Origin of the sequence: Flavobacterium polysaccharolyticum (assembly GCF_038739875.1) — a bacterium.
Taxonomy (GTDB): domain Bacteria; phylum Bacteroidota; class Bacteroidia; order Flavobacteriales; family Flavobacteriaceae; genus Flavobacterium; species Flavobacterium polysaccharolyticum.
Genome location: NZ_JBCGDP010000009.1, coordinates 68,163 through 90,949, shown reverse-complemented (window position 1 = coordinate 90,949; position 22,787 = coordinate 68,163). Strand labels below are relative to the sequence as shown.

Genomic DNA, 22,787 nt, shown 5'->3' with positions numbered 1-22,787 from the left:
GGATAAAATCCAACAAAAGCTACTGAATTTTGTAAAAGCATATTAAACAGTACCTCGTATCTGGAAGAATTGCTACATACTGCGTATTGAACCTAAATTTTTGATTATGAATATTGACAGAATGGAATTTATGGCTTGGATGGAACGAATAATGGAGAGGTTCGACATCCTTATGGAATTGGTAAGCGGGGCTAAAAATCAAAGTACTATTATTGATGGAGAAGAGCTACTGGACAATCAGGATATTTTGCAAATGTTGAAGATAAGTACACGATCCCTACAGCGCTATCGTTCCTCCGGCAAGCTTCCCTATTATACAATCAGCGGAAAAATTTATTACAAACTGTCAGATGTGCACCAATTCATCAGAGAAAGTTTTACCACTTCCATGCCTAAAGTAAAAGTCAACGGGTGACAAATAGTGCCAATAAATGACAATTGGTACAAAACAGTGGAAGCTTCTTTTACTTTCGATATCGAACTTAAATATTTCAAATTATGAGCGAACAAACTTTAGATAAACCGCAATCTCCCGAACAACTATCGGACATATTATTGGTGCTGGATAAAGAGAAAAAGAAAATTCAGGCTGTAAAGGGAATCGATGAAAATGGCAAGCTGGAAACCGTTGACCCTACAAAGAAGAACCAGAACCAGTTTATGCGGGTTGATAAGCAGGGTGATTTCTTTTCCAACTTCTTCTCTAATTTCTTCAGTCAGTTGAAGAACCCTACCAATTTTTCATTTTTCAAAGTTCCTGAACCATTGGTTATTAATATGGCAAAAGAAATGCAAAAACAGATAGAGCACCCAACTTCTGAAGGAGAACAACTAATGAAGCAATACGAAGTAAAATCGGAACTAGATAAAAATAATAAACAAGAAAATAAAAATAGTATGGAAACAAAACAGACAACATCGGAAACTAGCGAGTACCGCTATAAACCGGAACAGATTGATTGGGAAACTATGAACAATCTCGGACTGAACAAAGAAAAACTTGAAAAGATGAACCTCCTTGATCCTTTACTGAAAGGTTTTAAAACCAATGAGCTTGTGCCTGTAAGCCTTAATCTCGGCACAGCCGTTACCCGTATGGATGCACGGCTCTCTCTGCAACAAAATGATGAAGGGGCGGTTGTGGTTGCCATTCATGGTATCCGCAAAGAACCTAACCTGAATTTTCCTTTTTTCGGTCACGAGTTCACTAAGGAAGATAAAGACAACCTGCTTCAGGCAGGCAATATGGGTCGTGTAGTCAATCTGACCAATCCAAAAACGAATGAGAGCATTCCATCCATTGTCAGCGTGGACAGGCTTACCAATGAGCTTGTTGCACTGCGAACAGACAAAATCAAAATCCCTGATGAGATCAAAGGCGTGAAACTAGATGATGTACAAAAGCAAATCCTAATGGAAGGCAAACCACTTTATTTAGAAGGAATGACTTCCAAAAAAGGAACTGCGTTTGATGCAACCGTACAATTCAATGCCGATAAACGTTTTGTAGAGTTCCTGTTTGACAGGGGTAACTCCAATAAGCAGATGCAAGGTAATCAGCAAGCCCAATCGCAGGAAGTTCCGAAAACCTTTAGGGACAAAGAGCTGGATAAGGAGCAATATCAGAAATTCAAAGACGGACAAACTGTTTATGTCAGCGGATTGGTAGATAAGAAAGGTAAGGAATATAATGGTTACATCACCTTTAACAAGGAAACCAATAAAACAGATTTCTCTTTTCAAAATCCGAATAAGGTTAAAGAACAGACGAAACCCTCAGAAGCATACAAAACACAAACAGCTGTTAATTCAGAAGGTAAAACCAATGAAGCAACCAAGAATATCAAAGAGCCTTTGAAATCAGGCCAAAAAAATCCCGACAGTAAGGAACAGCAGGAACAACAAGAAGCAGCTCAAGCACCTGCTAAATCCAAAGGGCGTAAAATGTAATTACCTAAATACATTCGTTGCGAAAAACTCTGGACTATGTTACTTAATAAACTTAAAAAGCATTGATTATGAATAAACTAATGATAGATGGACAACAATCTGTGGAAAAAAACTCTAAGCTACTATTATTAGTAGATATGGATAAAGTAGATAAGATAGTACTCGGAATGAAGGGAGTTGGAAAATATGATGAATATGAAACGGCAGAAGTAAAAATGGAAAATCATAGAGAGTTTAAAAGGTTTGATAAGAATGATAATTTTCTTCTCTACTTTCTTATGGATTTTTTTGCAAATATGCATAATCCAACACGTTATAAACTTTTCATTGTGCCAGAATCAAAAGCAGTTGAATTAGCAAAGGAAATTCAAATTATTATCAATAATCCTTACAAGGAAGGTGGATTATTGTTGAAGAAATATGAGTTACAGTCAGAACAATTACAAAAGCAATTGCTGTCTGAACAGGAAAAGCTACAGACACCAATGAAATCAAGTGGAAGAAAAATATAGTCACTTGAAATTTAAAAATGGCAAAGGTATTTTATGTGACAAATAGAATAAAAAGATACATATGAAAATAGTAATTGCAGAAAAACCAAGTGTAGCCAAGGAAATAGCAGGCCTGTTGGGAGCATCTGAAAAGAAGGATGGCTACCTGACAGGCAACGGCTATTATGTTACCTGGGCTTTTGGACATTTAGTAGGATTGGGTATGCCGGAAGATTACGGCATTTCTGGATTTCAGAAATCATGCCTGCCGATACTGCCCAATCCTTTTTTATTGACAATACGTAAAATAAAAAAAGATAAAGGCTATACGACAGATATAGGTGCATTAAAGCAACTGAAAGTAATAGAACAGCTCATTGGCCTTAGTGAAAAGATTATCGTAGCAACCGATGCCGGACGTGAGGGTGAATTAATATTCCGTTACATCTATGAATATCTGAAATGCAACAAACCGTTTGAACGCCTTTGGATTAGTTCGCTAACCGAAAAGGCAATCAAGCAGGGTTTTGACAACCTGAAACCCGGTAACGATTTTGATGGATTATTTCAAGCAGCGCAAGGCAGGAGCCGTGCTGATTGGCTGGTGGGCATCAATTCTTCGCAGGCACTGTCAATTGCCGCAGGCAACGGCATTTATTCGCTCGGAAGAGTGCAGACACCTACACTTGCTTTAATATGTAGGCGTTATCAGGAAAACAGAAATTTTTCGGTGCAACAATACTGGCAGATACAGTTGTCCCATACAAAAGAGTTCATAGATTTTAAAAGCCTTTCCAAAACCAAATGGGAAGACAAAAAACTGGCAGAAGATACGTTGAAGTCCATCCAAAGAAACAGCAATATTGCTACTGTTACGTCAGTAGAAATCAAAACTGTAACGGAGCAACCGCCTTTGTTGTTTGATCTGACAGGCTTGCAAAAAGAAGCTAACAAGACATTGAACCTGTCTGCTGAAGAAACTTTGAATATAGCCCAAAGCCTGTATGAAAAGAAATTTATTACTTACCCGCGTACCGGAAGTAAATACATTCCGGAAGATATGTGGGCAGAAATCCCTAATCTTATCAGGGCTTTGCAAGATATGGGAGTCTTCAAGCAAGCAGTAACCAAAGTGAAATGGGGACATTTCAATAAACGTATAGTGAATGATCTTCGTGTTACAGATCATCATGGTCTGCTGATTACGGACAAAATCCCTTCGGCTTTATCGGCAAGGGAAAATGCAGTTTACAATATGATTGCCTTTCGACTACTGGAAGCAATTTCACAAGCCTGTACAAAAGAGATTACCGATATTACTTTACAGGTTTTGCATTATGATTTTGGTCTGAAAGGTTGCAAGATATTGGAGCCAGGCTGGCATTTCATCAAAGGCAGTTTCTCTGATAATGATGCCGAACCTCTGCAGGAACTACCCGAACTGAAAAAAGGTGATGAACTCAAAATCAAAGATGCTTCGGTTCTGGAAAAGAAAACCAGACCACCTGTGCTTTATACTGAGGCCGGACTTTTATCGGCTATGGAAACTGCTGGAAAGGAGATTGAAAATGAAGAGGAACGAAAAGCAATGCAAAACATAGGTATTGGTACACCAGCCACAAGAGCCACCATTATTGAAACCCTGTTTAGCCGTAACTATATTCAAAGGGAAAATAAATCCCTGATACCTACCGGTAAAGGATTACAGGTCTATGAACTTATAAAAGATAAAAAGATTGCGGACGTAGCGATGACTGCAGAATGGGAGTTGACTTTGCAGAAAATTGAAAACAACGAAAGTAATGCATATGCTTTCCAAAAAGAAATGGAAAACTATGCAGCATTAATTACCAATGAATTATTGCAAACTGCCATTGCACAAGAAAATCGGGCTATGCTTGACTGTCCCAAATGCAAAAATAGGCAACTGATTATAAGGCATAAAATTGTCAAATGTCCTGATGAGAACTGTAATTGGGTACAATTTCGAAATGTGTGTGGTGTGCAAATCAGTATAGCCGATATAGAAAACCTTGTAATCAAAAGAAAAACTACTCTCATCAAAGGGATGAAAAGCAAATCCGGAAAGAAATTCGATGCCTATATCGTATTAAATGAGAAAGCCGAAAGCTCTTTTGAATTTGAAAAATCTAAACTTCCGAAGAAATAATGAGTGATTCTATCATTACCCGTCAGGAAATTGAGAATCGAATTTATACTATAAGAGGGCAACAGGTTATGCTCGACAACGATCTCGCAATGATTTATCAGGTAGAAACTAAAGTCTTCAATCAGGCGGTAAAGCGTAATATAGACCGCTTTCCTGAATCCTTTTGTTTTCAATTGACACAGGATGAATTTGATGGAATTAACTTGAGGTCACAATTTGTGACCTCAAGTTTGAATTACGGGGGAAGACGTTATCTGCCTTATGTTTTTTGCGAACAAGGGATTGCGATGCTTTCAGCTGTACTCCGTAGTGATATTGCAGTAAAAGTTAGTATCGAGATAATGAATGCTTTTGTGGAAATGCGCAAGATACTTGTTAATAACGCAGCCTTGTTTCATCGACTGGATAAGATAGAACTGAAACAGATAGATGCAGACCAGAAATTTGAAGAAATCTTTAAGGCTTTGGAAAGTGGAAAACTGCATAGCGAAAAGGGTGTTTTCTATGATGGGCAAATTTTTGATGCCTATGCTTTTGTCTCTGATATTATTCGTAGTGCCCAAAGTTCTATTATCCTTATTGATAATTATGTGGACGATACGGTGCTAACCTTGTTGGGTAAGAGAAATATTAATGTTACCGCAACAATCTATACCAAAAGCATAAGTAATCAGTTACGGCTGGATGTGCAACGATACAACAGTCAATATCCCCCGGTTGAAGTTGAAATTTTTTCTAATGCGCATGACCGTTTTCTCATAATTGATAATACTGAACTCTACCACATCGGAGCATCATTAAAAGATCTGGGTAAAAAATGGTTTGCATTTTCGAGAATGAATATTGAGGTTGGCAGGATGCTCCAAATTTTAGCCATTTAGCAAAATTCTAAATAAAAATATAGTATGAATACACAGCAAAAAGACCTGTCATATTTCAGGTTACGACTACAAGAATTATTAACTATAAGCTTTCCCGAAAAAGCGTATGATGTTAAATTTATTGACCAGCGTTCAAGTTGGGCTTCCAATGCTTATGAAGATGCTTTTCGAGCAGGAAACCCAATAAACCAATGTGATCATATTGCCGATTATGTCTTATTTGAAGGATTGCACTTTTCAAAATTTGATACCCTTTTTCAAGTAGTCTGCAATGAGTTTGATGCGAGAATGGCAGATGAAGAATTACGACCGTTTGCCTTAAAGATGTTGCCTATTTGCTACCCTGTTTTTACAAACTACAAATTAACGGATGACTTCGCCTATACAACGGAGTTTGATTTGCTCTATACGGAACTGACAGGAACCATAGCAATATGGATAGAGGAACATGGGCTTCAGTAAACGTCAACATCTCCAATCGAATATTGATTCCCTGCGAATTGCTTTTAAACTGGAAAAGGAGAACAGAAAAGCCTCCGCAGGCGAAAGACTGCTAATGATGCAATACAGCGGATTTGGTGGTCTTAAATTTGTGTTGAATCCTGCCCAAAATCCGATAGATATTAACCATTGGAGAAAGACCGAACATGAACTTTTTCCAGTTACACAGGAACTCCATCAGCTTCTAAAAGAAAATGCAACTGATGAAAAACAATACCGTAGATATGTGGACAGTATGCGGAGTTCTGTACTGACTGCATTTTACACACCACCTTTGATTATTGATGCTATTTCCACCACATTAAAAGAAAATGGTGTAAGCATTCAAAAACTTTTAGAACCATCTGCCGGTAACGGTTCTTTCATACAATCCTTTGCAGATAAAGATATGCCACAGGTTACCGCTTATGAAAAGGACTTGCTCACTGGAAAAATTTTAAAACAGCTCTATCCAGATAATACGATCCGCATTAGCGGCTTTGAAGAAATACCCGAAAGGGAAAAAAACAGCTATGATGTGGTAGCTAGCAATATCCCTTTCGGTGATACGTCCGTCTTTGATCTTTCCTATTCCAGAAGCAGGGACACTGCAAAAGTACAGGCTGCCCGAAGCATACACAATTACTTCTTTATGAAGGGAGCCGAAATGCTCCGTGAAGGTGGTGTGCTGGCTTTTATCACTTCACAAGGTGTGCTGAACAGCCCGAAGAACGAACCCATACGCAAGGTATTGATGCAGGACAACAACCTAGTTTCAGTCGTTCGGTTGCCGAATAATTTATTTACCGACTATGCTGGTACAGAGGTAGGAAGTGATCTAATAATTCTGCAAAAGAATACTGCAAAACAAAGTTTGACCGAAGCGGAAGAACTGTTTTGTCAGAGTCAAATAACGGAATACAATACGCCAAGCAACGCCTTGTTTCAAGACAACGGAAGGATTATACATACTACACAGATGTTGGCTACCGATCCTTATGGACAACCTGCATTTGTCTATACGCACAGGGATGGTGTGGAAGGAATTGCCAAGGACCTAAAGCAAATGCTATCGGAAGATTTTGGAAAACATCTGGATATTGGCTTGTATAAAGGTGAACGAAACGATGCGCCAATCAAACAAATTCCTATAACACCAACGGTTACACCTTCCGTTGCCGGATCTGCAATCATTTCACAGAAAACGCAGACATTAACTGCTCAAACAATAAATAAAGACATTGTAAAAGAAGAAAGGCAACTAAGCATTTTTGATCTCTTTGAAAATTCAAAAGAACTGGCGTCTTTTACCACTCCTGTTAAAGCAATCACAACAACAAAACTACCAGCCAAAAGAAAAAGAACTGTGAGCGGATATCAGGGAAACCTGTTCAGCGGTTTGATGCAACAACCTCCCATTTCTACTTCTCCAGTAAATAGCAATATATCAAATGAGAGAAATACACAGGAAGTTATCGGCGATTTGTTTTCAGGACTGAAAGGAAATAATCTCTCCGAAAAGATTACCGCAGGCAACACCATTCCCGAACCAGCAATTTATACCAAAGAAATACAGTCTTTTCATCGTAACGATAGCCTTGCAGTGGATAACGGCTGGGTCGGCTATCTTAAAGATTTTGATAGCGATAGGAAACTGGCAATGTTTCATCCTTTGCAATTATCGTCCTTACAGAAAGGAAGAGCTGAAGCCTATATTTCTGTACGAGATAACTACCTCGATTTATATCAGAAGGAAGCCAAACTGCAAACCGAACATAAAGAAGAGAGAGAAACATTTAATGAGGTTTACGATGCCTTCGTAAAAAGGTACGGCAACCTGAACAGTGCCGATAATATCAAGCTTATCAAAACAGACAGTTCCGGTAAGGAAATGCCTTACTTGGAACGTGTTGTGGGCGGTGTGGTACATAAGGCGGATATCTTCCACCGTCCGGTAAGCTTCTCCATTACCACATTAGCTACCGATAATCCCGATGAGGCTTTAGCCGCATCATTGAACAAATACGGGAACGTTGATCTAGACTTTATGTCCCAAATCAGCGGTATATCATCCGATGATTTGAAAGAGGTATTACACGGACGCATCTTTTACAATCCTTTGGAAAAGGAATATGAAATAGCTGAAAGATGGGTAGCTGGCAATGTGGTGGAGAAAGCCACAGCCTTAAAAAGCTATCTCGAAAGCAATCCCCATGATAGGCAGGCCAAAGAAAGCCTTACGTCTTTAGAAGAGGCCCGACCACTGCGTATCGAATTTGAAGAGTTAGATTTCAATCTTGGTGAACGCTGGATACCTACAGGGATCTATGCCCGTTTTGCTTCTCATCTTTTCGATACGGAGGTGCGTATCCAGTATTCTGAAACTTCCGATGACTTTTCTATAAAATGTGATCAGAAAAATGTACATATATGGGATAAATATGCCGTCAAGTCTGAAAGTCGAACATTTGACGGGATTACTCTGCTAAAAAACGCATTAGTCAATACCACTCCTGATATTACCAAAAAAATAATGATTGATGATAAGGAAGTAAAGGTACGGGATATGGAAGCTATACAGATGGCGAATACCAAGATTGATGAAATACGTACCGCCTTTACCGAGTGGCTTCACACTCAAAACGATGAGTTTAAAAAAAGGATGACCGACCAGTATAATGATACCTTTAACTGTTTTGTGCGTCCGCAGTACGACGGAAGCCATCAGGAATTTCCAGGACTGGACAGAAAAGGCTTAGGCATTAACGATTTGTATTCGAGCCAAAAGGATACAGTATGGATGATCAAGCTGAACAACGGTGCGATTTGCGATCACGAAGTAGGAGCCGGTAAGACATTGGTGATGTGTACCGCAGCACAGGAGATGAAACGTTTGGGAATGGTATACAAACCTATGATAATAGGATTGAAAGCCAATGTTCATGAGATTGCAGAAACGTACCGTAAAGCCTACCCACACGCTAAGATTATGTATCCTGGCAAAGAAGATTTTACGCCACAGAAAAGGCAACGGATTTTCGGAGATATTAAAAACAACGATTGGGACTGCGTGATATTGACCCATGACCAGTTTGGCATGATACCCCAGTCGCCAGAAATGCAAAAGGAAATCCTACAAGACGAACTGAACAGCGTGGAAGATAATCTTGCCGCTTTGGAAGCACAGGGCAAAGAGATTTCAAGGGGTATGCTCAAAGGTGTAATCATCAGGAAACAGAACCTTGAAGTTAGGCTGAAAACTTTGGAACATGACATCGAAAACCGAAAAGATGATGTAGTGGATTTTAAGATGATGGGCATCGACCACTTATTTGTTGATGAAAGCCACCAGTTCAAAAACCTGATGTTCAATACGCGTCATGACCGGGTTGCAGGTTTGGGCAATATGATGGGAAGCCAAAAGGCCATGAACCTGCTTTTTGCTATCCGCACCATTCAAGATCGCATACAAGGCGATATGGGTGCTACCTTTCTTTCAGGTACAACTATCAGCAATTCCTTAACCGAGTTATATCTCTTGTTTAAATATCTCCGTCCAAGAGCATTGGAAAAACAAGGTATTAACTGTTTTGATGCCTGGGCGGCTATCTATGCAAGGAAAACGACTGATTATGAGTTTTCGGTAGCGAATAATATTGTGTCAAAAGAACGCTTCCGCTACTTTATCAAAGTGCCGGAACTGGCACAGTTCTATTCGGAAATCACGGACTACAGAACGGCTAAGGATATTGGTATAGATCGTCCGGAAAAGAACGAGGTGCTTTATAATATACCGCCTACACCAGATCAGGAAGTATTCATCCAGAAATTGATGGATTTTGCTAAATCAGGTAATGCGACCTTATTGGGAAGACCTCCGCTGACAGATCGGGAAGAAAAAGCAAAAATGTTGATTGCTACAGATTATGCTCGTAAGATGTCACTCGATATGCGGATGGTAAGCGATAAATACGATGACCACCCCGATAACAAAGCTTCCCATTGTGCAGCCAATATTGCAAAGTATTACCAAAAATTCCATGCACAGAAGGGAACGCAGTTTATCTTTTCTGATTTAGGTACTTACAAGTCTGGAGAATGGAACGTCTATGGGGAAATCAAGCGCAAACTTGTAGATGATTACGGCATACCGGCACATGAAGTCCGTTTTATACAGGAAGCTAAAAATGATAAGCAACGTAAGGAGCTTATTAACGGTATGAATGATGGAAAAATCCGTGTTCTGTTTGGTTCTACCGGTATGTTGGGAACTGGTGTAAATGCACAGAAAAGAGCAGTTGCTGTTCATCATTTGGATACCCCGTGGAGACCAAGCGATCTTGCTCAACGTGACGGAAGGGCTGTCCGAAAAGGCAATGAAATAGCCAAGTTCTTTGCAGATAACAAGGTAGATGTAATTATCTATGCAGTCGAAAAATCGCTGGACAGCTATAAGTTCAACCTGCTGTACAATAAACAGATTTTTATTGACCAGCTTAAAACCAATAATCTCGGAAAGCGAACCATTGATGAGGGGAGTATGGATGAAAAATCGGGTATGAACTTTTCGGAATATGTAGCTATCCTTTCGGGCAATACCGACCTTTTGGAAAAAGCAAAGCTGGAAAAACAGGTTGCTGGATTGGAAAGTGAGAAGCAGGCATTCAATCGTTCCAAGTTCAGCTCCAAATACAAGCTGGAAGATATTTCTGCGACACTAGAGTCTGCCAAGTCACGATTGGAACGAATGACCCTCGATTGGGAAAATCTGCAACAGCGCTTACAAAAAGGGCAGGATGGAACGATACTGAACCTTGTACAGCTAGACGGATTGTCACCTAATGCCGATGTGAAACAGATTGGGACCAAACTTAACCAGATTGCGGATAAAGCCCGTACTGGAGGTCAGTATGACGAAATAGGCAGCCTGTATGGGTTTACATTATTGGTTAAAACTGAAATATCCGAAAAAGAGGGTGTTGATATAAAAGTCAATCGTTTTTTGGTACAGGGTGAAGGCAACATAAAATACACTTATAATAATGGCTTGATTGCTAATGACGCAAAGCTTGCATCAATGAATTTCCTTAGTGCTTTAGAAAAAATTCCCAGTTATATTGAGCAGGAACAAAAGAAGATTGCTGAGTTGCAAAAAGACTTGCCTGTACTTCAGGCAGTGGTCAATGGTATATGGACAAAGGAAAATAAGTTGAGCGAACTAAAAACCGAATTGGCAGCCATTGATAGGAAAATACAATTATCTATTGCTTCCGAGCCCAAAGAACAGAAAGAAGCTTTAAAAATCAGTGATATTAAGGAAAGGTCTTCTGTAGGTTTGAAAGCAATGTAATTTCATTGGTAAAAAAAAACATTCTTTTTATTTGGTAGTAAATTTTGAAAAACACCTTAATTTTTTTTCTTCTGATGCGTAACTATGTTAGCTAACTTGTTAAGGAAAGTGTAGCAAAAATGTGATTTTTAACACGTTGTTAGTAAATAATCAATATAAATTGATTAATTTTGATTCAAATTAAACTACAATGAATAAATTTCACATTTTAGTAATAGTATTATTTGGTTTCTTATTGATACCAAGTAATTCTTTTGCCTGTGAAAATAATTCAACAAAACATTCTTCTACAAAAGAGACATCTTCAAATATGGATAAAGATGATTGTTGCAAAAATGACAATCATTCCAAAACGAAAAATCACGAAGGTTGTGGAGGAAAATGTAACCATTCTAGATGCAGTTGCGCTACTTCTTGTAACAGTAGTACTGTTGCTATTAATGAATTGAAATTTAATAGCAATCTTTTTAATTTTTCTTCTGAAAAACAAAAATTTTATAATTACAAAACCACTATTTCTTCTGGTTTTAATTCTCTTTGGCTTATACCTAAAATAAGCTAAAATCTATAGTTGATAGCCATAATTATATCTTATTGATAACTATTATTGGTCTCCAAATCATTTATTTTATCGGTTAATTTCAATTTCAAAATGATGGGTATTCTATGATTTCATTTTTGTTATTGCTTAACTAATTCAATTTAACATTATTTACATACAATGAACTCATTAAAAAAAATAATGATAGCAATACTTCTATTGTTATCAGTAGTGGTATCCAACGCACAAATTAAAAATGCTAAAATAGAGTCCGTTAAAATTTACGGAAACTGCGGAATGTGCGAAGCCAAAATAGAAAAAGCAGGTAGTCTAAAAAATGTCGCAAACGTTGACTGGAACGCAGATACAAAAATGGCTGTCCTTAGTTATGATCCTAAAATAACCAGTCAAGACGAAATACTCAAACGTATTGCATTGTCAGGTTATGACAGTGATAAATTTCTTGCTCCAGATGATACATATTCAAAACTTGCAGGATGTTGTCAATATGATCGTGAGGCAAAAGTTCATGTTAAAACAGAACCAAAAAGCGAAATGACAGGAATGGAAAGCAGCATACTTTCAACAACAGCTGAAAATCAAACCGTAAATCAACTACAGCCAGTTTTGGACAATTATTTTTTACTGAAAGATGCTTTAGTAAAAACAGATGCTAAAACAGCTTCTGAAAAAGCAGCAGCATTATTATCTTCGATTACTGCAGTGAAAATGGAAACATTAAAAATGGATGAACATGTGATTTGGATGAAAATCTTAAAAGATTTAACTGCCGATTCCAAAAGTATTTCTGAAACACAGGATATTAAGAAACAAAGAGAAACTTTTAAATCATTATCGAAAACCTTTTATGAGTTAATAAAAGTTTCAAAACCATCAGAAACCATTTATTATCAATACTGTCCTATGCAAGAGGCGAATTGGCTAAGCAAAGAAAATGCAGTCAAAAACCCTTATTATGGCTCACAAATGCTGAGTTGTGGTAAAACAGTAGAAACAATCAAGTAATATTTAAAAACAATTAAAATAGTAAAAAGATGAAAACACTAATTATTGTATTAAGTGCATTTTTTGCATTTAATTCAGCAGTAACAGCACAAACTGTTACAAAAAAGGAAGAACAAAAAACAATTTACGTTTGTCCTACACATCCTGACAAAACAAATTCAAGTTCAGGTAAATGTCCAGAATGTGGGATGGATATGGTAAAAGTCACCGAAAAAATTGATTTGCACCCGCAAAAAGGAAGTCAGCCTCAAAGTAAAATTGTGACAAAATATGTTTGTCCTATGGATGGATCAACTTCTGATAAACCAGGTAAATGTTCTAAATGTGCAATGGCAATGGTAAAAACCACTGAAAAAATTGATTTACACCCGCAAAAAGGAAGTCAGCCTACAAGTAAAACTGTGACAAAATATGTTTGCTCGATGGACGGCACAACTTCTGATAAACCGGGTCAATGCGCTAAATGTGGAATGGGTTTGGTAAAAGTCACCGAAAAAGTTGATTTGCACCCTCAAAAAGGAAGTCAGCCTCAAAGTAAAATTGTGACAAAATATGTTTGTCCTATGGATGGTTCCACTTCAGATGTACCTGGAAAATGTCCTAAATGCGGTATGGCAATGACCCAACAAGAAGAACATAAACACTAATCTAATCTTTTAATAGTTTATTTGTAAACAACTGTAGTTCAGTAGTTTGTTTAATAAATTAATTATCTTTAAATAACGTAAAAATTTTAAAAATGAAAAACATATTTCTTTCAGCAGTAGCAATGACATTCGTATTGGTTTCTTGTAATCAAAAAAATAAACAAGAAGAAACAGTTAATTCAGAAACAGTTAATTCAGAAAAAAGTAAATCTGAATCTGTAAAAGTCAATCCAGATTCTTTTTCCATTAAAGAAATTGTAACGGATTATTTGTCTTTAAAAAATGCTTTGACTAAAGACGATTCTAACGCTACTGCCGATGCAGGAAAAGAAATGGTGGCGACTTTGGGGAAAATTGATATGAAAAAATTATCTGGTGAACAAATGAAAACCTATATGGATATTGCAGATGATGTAAAAGAACACGCAGAGCATATTGGAGATAATGGCGGAAAGATAGAACACCAAAGAGAACACTTTGTAACTTTAAGTAAGGATATGGATGACTTAATTCAATTATTCGGAACCAATCAAAAACTTTATCTGGATTTTTGCCCAATGGCAGATAACAACAAAGGTGCTGTTTGGATAAGCGAAACCAAAGAAATTACAAATCCTTATTTTGGAAAAGATATGGCTACTTGCGGTTCTATTAAAAAAGAATTCTAGAATGAAAAGAATCATCAAAAAAATACTTTTTATTGGGTTAATTATTTTTTTGTTGATGCAGTTATATCAACCTGCTCGGAACATTAGTTTTGAGCAGGATATAACTGGTAATTTTACAAAAGTGTATAATGTTCCTAAAAATGTTGAAATCATTTTGAGAACTTCTTGTTATGATTGCCACAGTAACAACACCTATTATCCTTGGTACTCTTACATTCAACCCGTTCGGTTTTTTATGGAAAGTCATATTAAAGAAGGGAAAGAAAATTTGAATTTTAACGAATGGGGTAATTATAGTGACCGTAAACAAAATAATAAATTAGATAGAATTGCAAAACAAATCGAATCAAACGAAATGCCTTTGAGTTCTTATACTTTAATCCATAAAAATGCAATCCTTACAGCCTCCCAAAAAAAAGAAGTATTGGATTGGATAAATAAAATAGAAGATAGTATTTCATCACAAAATTAAAAATAATGGTAGAAAAATTAATAACATTCTCACTACGAAATCGAGCCGTTGTCTTGCTGGTTTCAGCTTGCTTATTTGTTTGGGGAGTTTACAGCGTCCAACAAAACCCCATTGACGCCATTCCTGATTTATCCGAAAATCAAGTTATTGTGTTTACGGAGTGGATGGGAAGAAGCCCACAGGTTATCGAAGCCCAAGTAACATATCCCTTGGTTTCCAACCTGCAAGGTATTCCTAAGGTTAAAAACATTCGAGGCGCATCTATGTTTGGGATGAGCTTTGTTTACATCATTTTTGAAGATGATGTCGATATTTATTGGGCAAGAACCCGTGTATTGGAAAGACTAAATTATGCCCAACGCTTGTTGCCTCAAAATGTAGTTCCAACACTTGGACCCGATGGCACAGGTGTGGGTCACGTTTTTTGGTATCATTTAAACGCCGACGGTATGGACTTGGGAGAGCAAAGAGCCTTACAAGATTGGTACGTGAAATTCGCCTTGCAAACTGTTCCTGGAGTTGCCGAAGTGGCATCTTTTGGTGGTTTTGAAAAACAGTATCAATTAGTGTTGGATCCCTTGAAAATGCAATACTATAACGTCAGTATGATGGAAGTGATGAATGCCGTAAAAACAAATAATAATGACGTTGGTGGACGAAAATTTGAAATGAGCAATATGGCCTACATAGTTAGAGGTTTGGGCTATATCAAAAACATAAAAGATGTCGAAGACATTGCCATTAAAAACTATAATTCCGTTCCGGTAAAAGTGAAAGACATTGGTTCAATACAAATGGGAGGCGATTTAAGACTAGGTATTTTTGATGAAAATGGCAATGGTGAAGTTGTTGGCGGAATTGTGGTAATGCGTTATGGTGAAAATGCTGACAAAGTAATCACGGCAGTAAAAGAGAAAATGAAAGAAGTCGAAAAAGGATTGCCCGAAGGCGTTACTTTTAAAACATCTTATGACAGAAGTGAATTGATTGAAAAAGCAATCGAATCAGTCAAAGGAACGCTAATCGAAGAAATGATTGCCGTTTCTATCATTGTATTACTTTTTCTTTTTCATTGGCGAAGTGCTTTAATTATACTCATTCAATTACCTATATCTGTGGCTATTGGCTTTATTTTACTCGAAGCATTTGGTATTTCTTCAAACATTATGTCACTAACGGGTATTGCTCTGGCAATTGGTGTTGTCGTTGATGATGGTATCGTAATGGTGGAGAATGCATACAGGACAATTTCGGAGAAACAGGAAGAAATGGATAATAATCAGTAATTGGAAATAAGATGAAAAATAAAATTAAAAATATATTCAAAAAAGAAAACGATCCACTATCCTCCGAAGAGAAGTTAAAGCTTATAGAAAGCTCTTCCAAATTAGTAGGTCCAGGTGTTTTCTACTCAACAATAATTGTTATTACATCCTTTTTACCTGTATTTCTTCTCACTGGAATGGAAGGCAAGTTATTCGGCCCATTAGCTTGGACAAAATCATTTATACTAATAGTTGATGCTTTTTTAGCCATTACACTTACACCAGTGCTAATTAGTTTTTTACTAAAAGGAAAGCTTCGTCCAGAAGATAAAAATCCAATTAACAAAAAATTGGAAAGCATTTATACACCCATTTTAATTTTTTGTTTAAAATGGAGAAAAACGGTTTTAGGCATCAACATCATTGCCTTACTGATTGGCGTATTAATGTTTACTCGTTTAGGTTCAGAATTTATGCCTCCTTTAGATGAAGGATCAGTACTGTTTATGCCGGTGACCTTACCCGATGTATCCAACTCCGAAGTAAAGAGAATTCTTCAGGTTCAGGACAAATTGATAAAATCAATTCCCGAAGTGGCTCATGTGTTGGGAAAAGCAGGCAGGGCAAATACTGCAACGGATAACAGTCCAATAAGTATGGTTGAAACGATTATTTTGTTAAAACCTCAAGCAGAATGGCGAGAAGACAAAACCAAGAATGACATTATCACGGAAATAAACAACAAACTGCAAATCCCCGGTGTGACCAATGGTTTTACGCAACCTATTATCAACCGTATCAATATGCTTTCAACAGGAATCAGAACCGATGTAGGAATAAAAATCTACGGTGCAAGTTTAGATACTATCAATGTTTTGGCTCAAAAAATTAAAAAAACATTGGAAGGAACTTCAGGAGTTAAAGATTTGTATGCGGAACCAATAACAGGCGGAAAATATATTGATATCGAAGCAAAAAGAGACGTTATTGGCAGATACGGACTAAACATAGATGATATAAATAACGTGGTCGAAGCATCCATTGGAGGTATGAAACTAACCACGACTATCGAGGGAAGACAGCGTTTTTCTGTAAATGCACGATATGCACAAGAATACAGAAATAGTCTTGAGGCCTTAAAAAAACTGCAAGTGCAAACAATGGATTTTGGTCCAATACCATTAGAAACTGTAGCCAATGTAAAAATAAGTGATGGCCCTCCAATGATAAATAGCGAAAATGCAATGCTTCGTGGCACAGTATTATTCAACGTTCGAGAGCGTGATTTAGGAAGTACCGTAAAAGAGGCACAGAAAAAACTCAATGCAATGATGACTAAAATGCCAAAAGGATATTATGTGGAATGGAGTGGTCAATGGGAAAATCAAATTAGAGCCAACAAAACATTAAGTTTAATACTGCCAATTGTTGTGGTTATTATATTTCTTGTTTTATATTTTACTTACCATTCAATGAAAGAGGCGTTAATCACGATGATTACAGTACCCTTTGCTCTAATTGGAGGAATATTTATGGTTTATTTTTATGGCATTAATTTATCCGTTGCTGTTGCCGTTGGATTTATTGCATTATTTGGAATGGCAATCGAAACGGCAATGTTAATGACCATCTATTTGAATGAAGCAATGAATAAAATGATAGAAAAGTACGGAAATAGTAAGGAAACCATAACTGAAGAAATATTGAAACAATATATTATTGATGGTTCAGCCAAAAGGTTAAGACCAAAATTGATGACGGTTTCAGTTTCCTTATTTGGATTAATCCCTATTCTTTGGGCAACAGGAACAGGATCTGATATAATGCTTCCCATTACTGTCCCACTAATTGGAGGTACAATTACTTCCACGATTTATGTATTATTAGTAACACCAATTGTTTTTGAGATGGTAAAACTTCGAGAATTAAGAACAAAAGGTAAAATAGATATTATAGATGTTAAAGAATAAATTTTATATAGCCATAAGTTGTTTGATTTTAAGCGCCACTAATTTGGCAGCCCAAACACTTTCTTTGGATAATGTATTGAGTACAATCAAGACAAACAATCCTCAACTAAAAATGTACGATGCCGATATTCAAAGTATGGATGCAGCGGCAAAAGGTGCCAGAAGCTGGATGGCACCACAAGTAGAAACTGGCTTTTTTATGACTCCCTACAATACCAAAATGTGGAAAGCCAATGAAATGGAACCAGGAATGGGGAGTTATATGTTGGGTGTAACCCAAATGATTCCGAATGCTTCAAAGCTTAATGCCAATGAAAATTTGATGAAAGCGATGTCTTCGGTCGAAAGTGAAAATAAAAACTTTACACTAAACCAATTAAATGCATTGGCCAAAACCTATTATTATGAATGGATTATCATTAAGAAAAAAATAAAAATAGCCCAAGATAATATTCAGCTTCTAGAGTATATGATTAAAAGTATGGAAATACGCTATCAGTATAATATGGACAAACTACCGTCTTATTACAAAGCAAAATCCCAATTGGCTACTTTGCAAAGTATGATTGTTATGTTAGAAAATGATGTATCACAGCGAAAATATATGCTCAATACTTTAATGGCTCGTAATAAAAATGAGGAATTAGAAATTGATTCCAATTACGAGATTAAAGATTTTAATCTTTTTGAGACCGATTTGTCTCCCTACATCAATAACCGTAGTGATATCAAAGCCATTGATAAAACTAAGGAAATTAACAACTATAAAATTGAGGTTGAAAAAGTAGCAACCAGACCAGAATTTGGTGTGAAATATGACCATATGTTTGCTTTCGGGAATCAGCCACAGCAATTTTCATTAATGGGAATGATTACCATTCCGATGTCTTGGTCAACCAAAATGAATAAAGCCAATATAGAAAGTTATCGTATTAAAAACGAAAGTTTGGATTGGCAAAAGCAAATGATTGCCAACGAAGCAAGCGGAATGATAAAAGGGATGAATGCTGAGTTTTTGAACCTAAAAAAACAATACCAAATTACCCAAGACAACATTATTCCAGCTTTAAAACGAAACTACGATACGGCTATTTTAGCTTGGCAAAACAATACCGGAGATTTATTCATAGCGTTAGAAGCTTGGGAAGCAATGAATATGACTCAAATCGATGCTTTAGACAAATTAAAATCAATTTTAACTACACAAGTAGAAATTGAAAAACAATTAGAAACCAAATAATTATGAACAAGTATATAAAGTATAGTTTAGCTTTTATTGGAATTTTTATTATCGGAATTGCAATCTATTTCTTTGCCAAAAAATCAGATAATCATTCGGAAATGGAGCATCAAAACGAGGTTTACACTTGCTCGATGCACCCAGAAATTATTAGAGATGAACCTGGTAATTGTCCCATTTGCGGAATGACTTTGGTAAAAAAAGTAACAGATAATAATTCCATTGACGACAGTTCAATTGACAATCTTATAAAACCTACCGACAATTTTATAGTAGGTAAATATCAAACGACAACGGCAATAGACACCACCATAAGCAGTGAAATAAATTTACCAGGCATTGTGGCATACGACCCTAATTCATCGGTAAATATTGCAGCTCGAATGAACGGAAGAATAGAACGAATGTATGTCAATTATAAATATCAAAAAGTAAATAAAGGACAAAAACTGTTTGATTTGTACAGCCCAGAATTACTGACGGAGCAACAAAACTTCATTTATATGGTCTCTAATGATGTTGAAAATCCTTCGATTATTGATGCATCCAGACAAAAATTGTTGCTTTATGGAATGACTCAAAATCAAATAAATGCGCTGTCTAATTCCAAAAAAGTAAACCCGCAAATAACAATTTATAGTCCTGATTCTGGTATTATTGATGGAACAGGAACGATGGATAATACAACTAATCCTGTGATGCAAAGTGCGAGTAACAACACTGCAACATTGGATGTTAAAGAAGGGAGTTATATAAAAAAGGGAGAAGTCATTTTTAAACTATTAAATACAGATAAAGTATGGGGAATATTCAATGTTATCCAAGGATACAATAGTCTAATCAAAGCCAATCAATCCATCAGAATTACTTCCGAACTTGACAAAGATGAATTTATGGATGCAAAAATAAATTTTGTCGAAACACAACTAAATACAGCTGATAAAACCAACAGAATTCGAGTTTATTTAAATAACAATAAATTGAAATTACCAGTTGGTTTGCGATTGCAAGGCGTTGTGAAAACAAATCCAGCAAATGGAATTTGGATTCAAAAACAATCAATGGTAAGCATTGGAAACAAGAAAATAGTTTTCTTAAAAATGGACAATGGCTTTAAGGCATCTACTATAAAAACAGGAATTGAAATAGATGATTTTATCCAAATTATTGAAGGTATAACTGTAAAAGATACTATTGCCAAAAACGCACAATATTTAATTGACAGCGAAAGCTTTATTAAAACCGAATAATGATGAAGACAATAAAAAAAATAAGTGTACTATCAATACTATTTATGGTAATGGCGGCTTGTAATACTAAAGACAAAGAAGACCATAGCAAACACAATAAGAGTACAGCAACAACATTTTACACTTGCTCTATGGATCCACAAGTTAAGGAAGACAAACCCGGAAAATGCCCCATTTGCCATATGGAGTTAACCCCAATAAAACAAGATGATACAGAGGCAAACGAGATAAGTTTGAGCAAACAGCAAATACAACTGGGAAATATCACTACTCAAACTATTTCAGAAACTCAAAGCAGTTTAGAGCAAAATTATACGGGAGTCTTGGCCATTAATCAAGAGAAAATCAAAACCCTTTCTGCACGAGCAATGGGACGAATTGAAAAGTTGTATTTCAAAACCGTTGGTGATTATGTGGCTAAAAACCAAGCTGTATATCAATTGTATAGCGAGGATATTGCCATTGCCAAACAGGATTATTTCACAGCTTATAAGCAACTGTCGATGCCAGGAGATTTTGGAAAGAATGCAAAAAATATGCTAGTTACAGCCAAACAAAAACTTCTTTTTTATGGCCTTACCAATGCCCAAATTGAAAGCATTAAAACCAATAAAGATGTTTCTCCAAATACAATCTTTTACAGTCCATATAGCGGAACAATTTCTGAAATTGTAGCTACAGAAGGAAGCTATGTAATGGAAGGTTCGGGAATAATAAAAATGTCTGATTTAAACAGCCTTTGGTTAGAAACACAAGTAAACGTAAACTATGCCAAAAGCCTTAAAATAGGTCAAAAAGCCAATGTTACTTTTAGTGATTTCCCAGATAAAACAATAAATACCCAAGTTGCTTTTATCAATCCTGAAATAAATCCAGATACCCGATTGCTGTTAATTCGAATGGAAATTCCAAATCAGGGTTTACAATTAAAACCGGGAATGCAGGCAGTTGTAAAATTGACTCAATCAAATGCTAAAGGAATTTTTATCCCGATTGATGCAGTTATTCGAGAAGAAAACGCTTCCTATATTTGGGTTGAAAAAAGACCAGGAATATTTGAAAATGTTATGGTAGAAACAGGAATAGAAACCAATGGAATGATTGAAATCAAATCCGATTTAGATTCCTCAAAAAAAGTTGTTATTACAGGTGCTTACGCCATAAACAGCGAATATAAATTCCGAAAAGGAAGTGACCCAATGGAGGGAATGAAGATGTAAAAAATACTCATTGGGCATCGAAAATAATCAAGCTCTTTAAAAAAGAGTAAAATGGTTTGGGGGAATTACATAAATCAAAAAAAAAATAGTATAACAATTTGCAAAACAGTAAACTATATATTTATATAACAGAAAGTAATCTGTAAATTAAAATCCGATAAAATGAAAAAAATAATCTTTTCAGCCATAGTAATGGCATTTGTATTGGTTTCCTGTAACCAAAAAAACAAAGAAGCTTCAACGGATCATTCTAATATGATGAGCAATGATAGTACAATGATGGATAATGACAGTATAACGATAAACGACAAAAACAGTACAATGGAAAATCATGAAAAAATGTATGCATGCCCAATGCACCCTGAAGTGCAAGGAAAACTGAATGACAAATGTTCAAAATGTGGAATGAAATTAACAGAACTTGTTCCTGAGAAAAAAGAAGAAAACAAATAACACCTAATTTGGGGAAGAAACTATAATTAACCTTGTTATGAATTTAGCAGGGTTAGTTTATATTAATTAAACCTGTTTACTATGAAACTTTATATCAAAAATATGGTATGCAGCCGTTGTAAAATGGTAGTAAAGTCTGTATTTGAAAGTCTGGGAATTAATCCTTTTTCAGTTGAGTTAGGGGAAGTTGAATTGAAAAATGACATAAACGAAAATCAAAAAAACGAATTGTTAAAAGAACTTCGTGCAATTGGCTTTGATTTAATTGACGATAGGAAAAGTAAAACAATCGATAAGATTAAAACATTGATTATTGATTTGGTTCAAAATAAAAACAATGATTTGAAAAGTAACTTATCCAGTTATATTTCACAAGAACTCCATCAAGACTATAACACCTTGAGTAATCTGTTTTCGGAAGTTGAAAATACTACTATTGAGAAGTATTTCATCAATCAGAAAATTGAGAAAGTAAAAGAATTGATTATTTATGATGAACTATCTTTAAGCCAAATTGCCTACTCTTTAAATTATAGTACTGTTTCGCATTTGAGTAATCAATTCAAAAAAGTAACTGGCTTTTCGCCAACTTACTTCAAGAACATAAAAACCATTAAAAGAAAGCAAATAGAAGATTTGTAAATCTTGCATATCATACCCAAAATTGTGCAAATGCAAAAAACAGTTATGATAGAAATTTGTATTAAAATAAT

19 protein-coding genes are annotated in these 22,787 nt (G+C 36.0%); all 19 read left to right on the top strand.

From position 1 onward, the window contains the following. Positions 1-106: 106 nt before the first annotated feature. Entirely contained in the window at positions 107-415 is a 309-nt protein-coding gene (locus tag WFZ86_RS10700) for a helix-turn-helix domain-containing protein (protein WP_024981680.1), read from the top strand. An 83-nt stretch (positions 416-498) separates the two neighbouring features. Then, a complete protein-coding gene (locus WFZ86_RS10695) occupies positions 499-1,950 on the top strand; it encodes a DUF3945 domain-containing protein (RefSeq protein ID WP_024981681.1) in 1,452 nt (483 codons plus the stop codon). A 68-nt stretch (positions 1,951-2,018) separates the two neighbouring features. Next, positions 2,019-2,462 carry a hypothetical protein gene (locus WFZ86_RS10690; protein ID WP_024981682.1) on the top strand — a complete coding sequence of 148 codons (444 nt, stop codon included), beginning with the start codon at positions 2,019-2,021 and terminating at the stop codon, positions 2,460-2,462. A gap of 61 nt (positions 2,463-2,523) precedes the next feature. Continuing rightward, positions 2,524-4,611: a type IA DNA topoisomerase gene (locus WFZ86_RS10685; RefSeq protein WP_342691915.1), complete on the top strand. Its 2,088-nt coding sequence runs from the start codon at positions 2,524-2,526 to the stop codon at positions 4,609-4,611. Further along, positions 4,611-5,492 carry an ORF6N domain-containing protein gene (locus WFZ86_RS10680; RefSeq protein ID WP_342691914.1) on the top strand — a complete coding sequence of 294 codons (882 nt, stop codon included), beginning with the start codon at positions 4,611-4,613 and terminating at the stop codon, positions 5,490-5,492. Before WFZ86_RS10685 ends, WFZ86_RS10680 begins: the two co-directional genes overlap by 1 nt. Positions 5,493-5,516: 24 nt before the next feature. Continuing rightward, positions 5,517-5,954 (top strand): DUF1896 domain-containing protein, encoded by a 438-nt coding sequence (locus tag WFZ86_RS10675; protein WP_024981684.1) that lies wholly within the window; start codon positions 5,517-5,519, stop codon positions 5,952-5,954. Further along, positions 5,941-11,322, top strand: a complete 5,382-nt coding sequence (locus tag WFZ86_RS10670) for an N-6 DNA methylase (protein ID WP_342691913.1) — start codon at positions 5,941-5,943, stop codon at positions 11,320-11,322. The genes WFZ86_RS10675 and WFZ86_RS10670 overlap by 14 nt, the downstream gene beginning before the upstream one ends. Positions 11,323-11,512: 190 nt before the next feature. Then, positions 11,513-11,884: a hypothetical protein gene (locus WFZ86_RS10665; RefSeq protein ID WP_024981686.1), complete on the top strand. Its 372-nt coding sequence runs from the start codon at positions 11,513-11,515 to the stop codon at positions 11,882-11,884. Between the two features lie 159 nt (positions 11,885-12,043). Beyond that, positions 12,044-12,889 (top strand): DUF3347 domain-containing protein, encoded by an 846-nt coding sequence (locus WFZ86_RS10660; RefSeq protein ID WP_342691912.1) that lies wholly within the window; start codon positions 12,044-12,046, stop codon positions 12,887-12,889. A 29-nt stretch (positions 12,890-12,918) separates the two neighbouring features. After that, complete coding sequence (locus WFZ86_RS10655) at positions 12,919-13,536, top strand: heavy metal-binding domain-containing protein (protein ID WP_342691911.1); 618 nt, start codon at positions 12,919-12,921, stop codon at positions 13,534-13,536. A 92-nt stretch (positions 13,537-13,628) separates the two neighbouring features. After that, positions 13,629-14,204 carry a DUF3347 domain-containing protein gene (locus WFZ86_RS10650; protein WP_315184242.1) on the top strand — a complete coding sequence of 192 codons (576 nt, stop codon included), beginning with the start codon at positions 13,629-13,631 and terminating at the stop codon, positions 14,202-14,204. A 1-nt stretch (position 14,205) separates the two neighbouring features. Then, positions 14,206-14,676, top strand: a complete 471-nt coding sequence (locus tag WFZ86_RS10645; RefSeq protein ID WP_130923499.1) for a heme-binding domain-containing protein — start codon at positions 14,206-14,208, stop codon at positions 14,674-14,676. Positions 14,677-14,681: 5 nt separating this feature from the next. Beyond that, on the top strand, positions 14,682-15,962 hold the full coding sequence (locus WFZ86_RS10640) for an efflux RND transporter permease subunit (RefSeq protein ID WP_342691910.1): 1,281 nt from the start codon (positions 14,682-14,684) through the stop codon (positions 15,960-15,962). Positions 15,963-15,973: 11 nt separating this feature from the next. Further along, positions 15,974-17,911 (top strand): efflux RND transporter permease subunit, encoded by a 1,938-nt coding sequence (locus WFZ86_RS10635; protein WP_342691909.1) that lies wholly within the window; start codon positions 15,974-15,976, stop codon positions 17,909-17,911. Further along, positions 17,898-19,151 carry a TolC family protein gene (locus WFZ86_RS10630; RefSeq protein ID WP_342691908.1) on the top strand — a complete coding sequence of 418 codons (1,254 nt, stop codon included), beginning with the start codon at positions 17,898-17,900 and terminating at the stop codon, positions 19,149-19,151. Before WFZ86_RS10635 ends, WFZ86_RS10630 begins: the two co-directional genes overlap by 14 nt. A gap of 2 nt (positions 19,152-19,153) precedes the next feature. Continuing rightward, complete coding sequence (locus tag WFZ86_RS10625; protein WP_342691907.1) at positions 19,154-20,401, top strand: heavy metal-binding domain-containing protein; 1,248 nt, start codon at positions 19,154-19,156, stop codon at positions 20,399-20,401. 2 nt (positions 20,402-20,403) lie between these two features. Further along, positions 20,404-21,621 (top strand): efflux RND transporter periplasmic adaptor subunit, encoded by a 1,218-nt coding sequence (locus WFZ86_RS10620; RefSeq protein WP_342691906.1) that lies wholly within the window; start codon positions 20,404-20,406, stop codon positions 21,619-21,621. Between the two features lie 162 nt (positions 21,622-21,783). Then, positions 21,784-22,074: a heavy metal-binding domain-containing protein gene (locus WFZ86_RS10615; protein ID WP_314836656.1), complete on the top strand. Its 291-nt coding sequence runs from the start codon at positions 21,784-21,786 to the stop codon at positions 22,072-22,074. A gap of 81 nt (positions 22,075-22,155) precedes the next feature. Beyond that, positions 22,156-22,716, top strand: coding sequence for an AraC family transcriptional regulator (locus WFZ86_RS10610; RefSeq protein WP_314836657.1), 561 nt, complete (start codon positions 22,156-22,158; stop codon positions 22,714-22,716). Positions 22,717-22,787 lie beyond the last annotated feature (71 nt).

What these genes read in the sequence shown, in the direction of transcription:
- WFZ86_RS10650 (WP_315184242.1), top strand. Translation starts at nt 13,629, where the DNA reads ATGAAAAACATATTTCTTTCAGCAGTAGCAATGACATTCGTATTGGTT.
- WFZ86_RS10655 (WP_342691911.1), top strand. Translation starts at nt 12,919, where the DNA reads ATGAAAACACTAATTATTGTATTAAGTGCATTTTTTGCATTTAATTCA.
- WFZ86_RS10635 (WP_342691909.1), top strand. Translation starts at nt 15,974, where the DNA reads ATGAAAAATAAAATTAAAAATATATTCAAAAAAGAAAACGATCCACTA.
- WFZ86_RS10640 (WP_342691910.1), top strand. Translation starts at nt 14,682, where the DNA reads ATGGTAGAAAAATTAATAACATTCTCACTACGAAATCGAGCCGTTGTC.
- WFZ86_RS10620 (WP_342691906.1), top strand. Translation starts at nt 20,404, where the DNA reads ATGAAGACAATAAAAAAAATAAGTGTACTATCAATACTATTTATGGTA.
- WFZ86_RS10685 (WP_342691915.1), top strand. Translation starts at nt 2,524, where the DNA reads ATGAAAATAGTAATTGCAGAAAAACCAAGTGTAGCCAAGGAAATAGCA.
- WFZ86_RS10675 (WP_024981684.1), top strand. Translation starts at nt 5,517, where the DNA reads ATGAATACACAGCAAAAAGACCTGTCATATTTCAGGTTACGACTACAA.
- WFZ86_RS10660 (WP_342691912.1), top strand. Translation starts at nt 12,044, where the DNA reads ATGAACTCATTAAAAAAAATAATGATAGCAATACTTCTATTGTTATCA.
- WFZ86_RS10645 (WP_130923499.1), top strand. Translation starts at nt 14,206, where the DNA reads ATGAAAAGAATCATCAAAAAAATACTTTTTATTGGGTTAATTATTTTT.
- WFZ86_RS10625 (WP_342691907.1), top strand. Translation starts at nt 19,154, where the DNA reads ATGAACAAGTATATAAAGTATAGTTTAGCTTTTATTGGAATTTTTATT.
- WFZ86_RS10700 (WP_024981680.1), top strand. Translation starts at nt 107, where the DNA reads ATGAATATTGACAGAATGGAATTTATGGCTTGGATGGAACGAATAATG.
- WFZ86_RS10690 (WP_024981682.1), top strand. Translation starts at nt 2,019, where the DNA reads ATGAATAAACTAATGATAGATGGACAACAATCTGTGGAAAAAAACTCT.
- WFZ86_RS10610 (WP_314836657.1), top strand. Translation starts at nt 22,156, where the DNA reads ATGAAACTTTATATCAAAAATATGGTATGCAGCCGTTGTAAAATGGTA.
- WFZ86_RS10630 (WP_342691908.1), top strand. Translation starts at nt 17,898, where the DNA reads ATGTTAAAGAATAAATTTTATATAGCCATAAGTTGTTTGATTTTAAGC.
- WFZ86_RS10670 (WP_342691913.1), top strand. Translation starts at nt 5,941, where the DNA reads ATGGGCTTCAGTAAACGTCAACATCTCCAATCGAATATTGATTCCCTG.
- WFZ86_RS10615 (WP_314836656.1), top strand. Translation starts at nt 21,784, where the DNA reads ATGAAAAAAATAATCTTTTCAGCCATAGTAATGGCATTTGTATTGGTT.
- WFZ86_RS10665 (WP_024981686.1), top strand. Translation starts at nt 11,513, where the DNA reads ATGAATAAATTTCACATTTTAGTAATAGTATTATTTGGTTTCTTATTG.
- WFZ86_RS10695 (WP_024981681.1), top strand. Translation starts at nt 499, where the DNA reads ATGAGCGAACAAACTTTAGATAAACCGCAATCTCCCGAACAACTATCG.
- WFZ86_RS10680 (WP_342691914.1), top strand. Translation starts at nt 4,611, where the DNA reads ATGAGTGATTCTATCATTACCCGTCAGGAAATTGAGAATCGAATTTAT.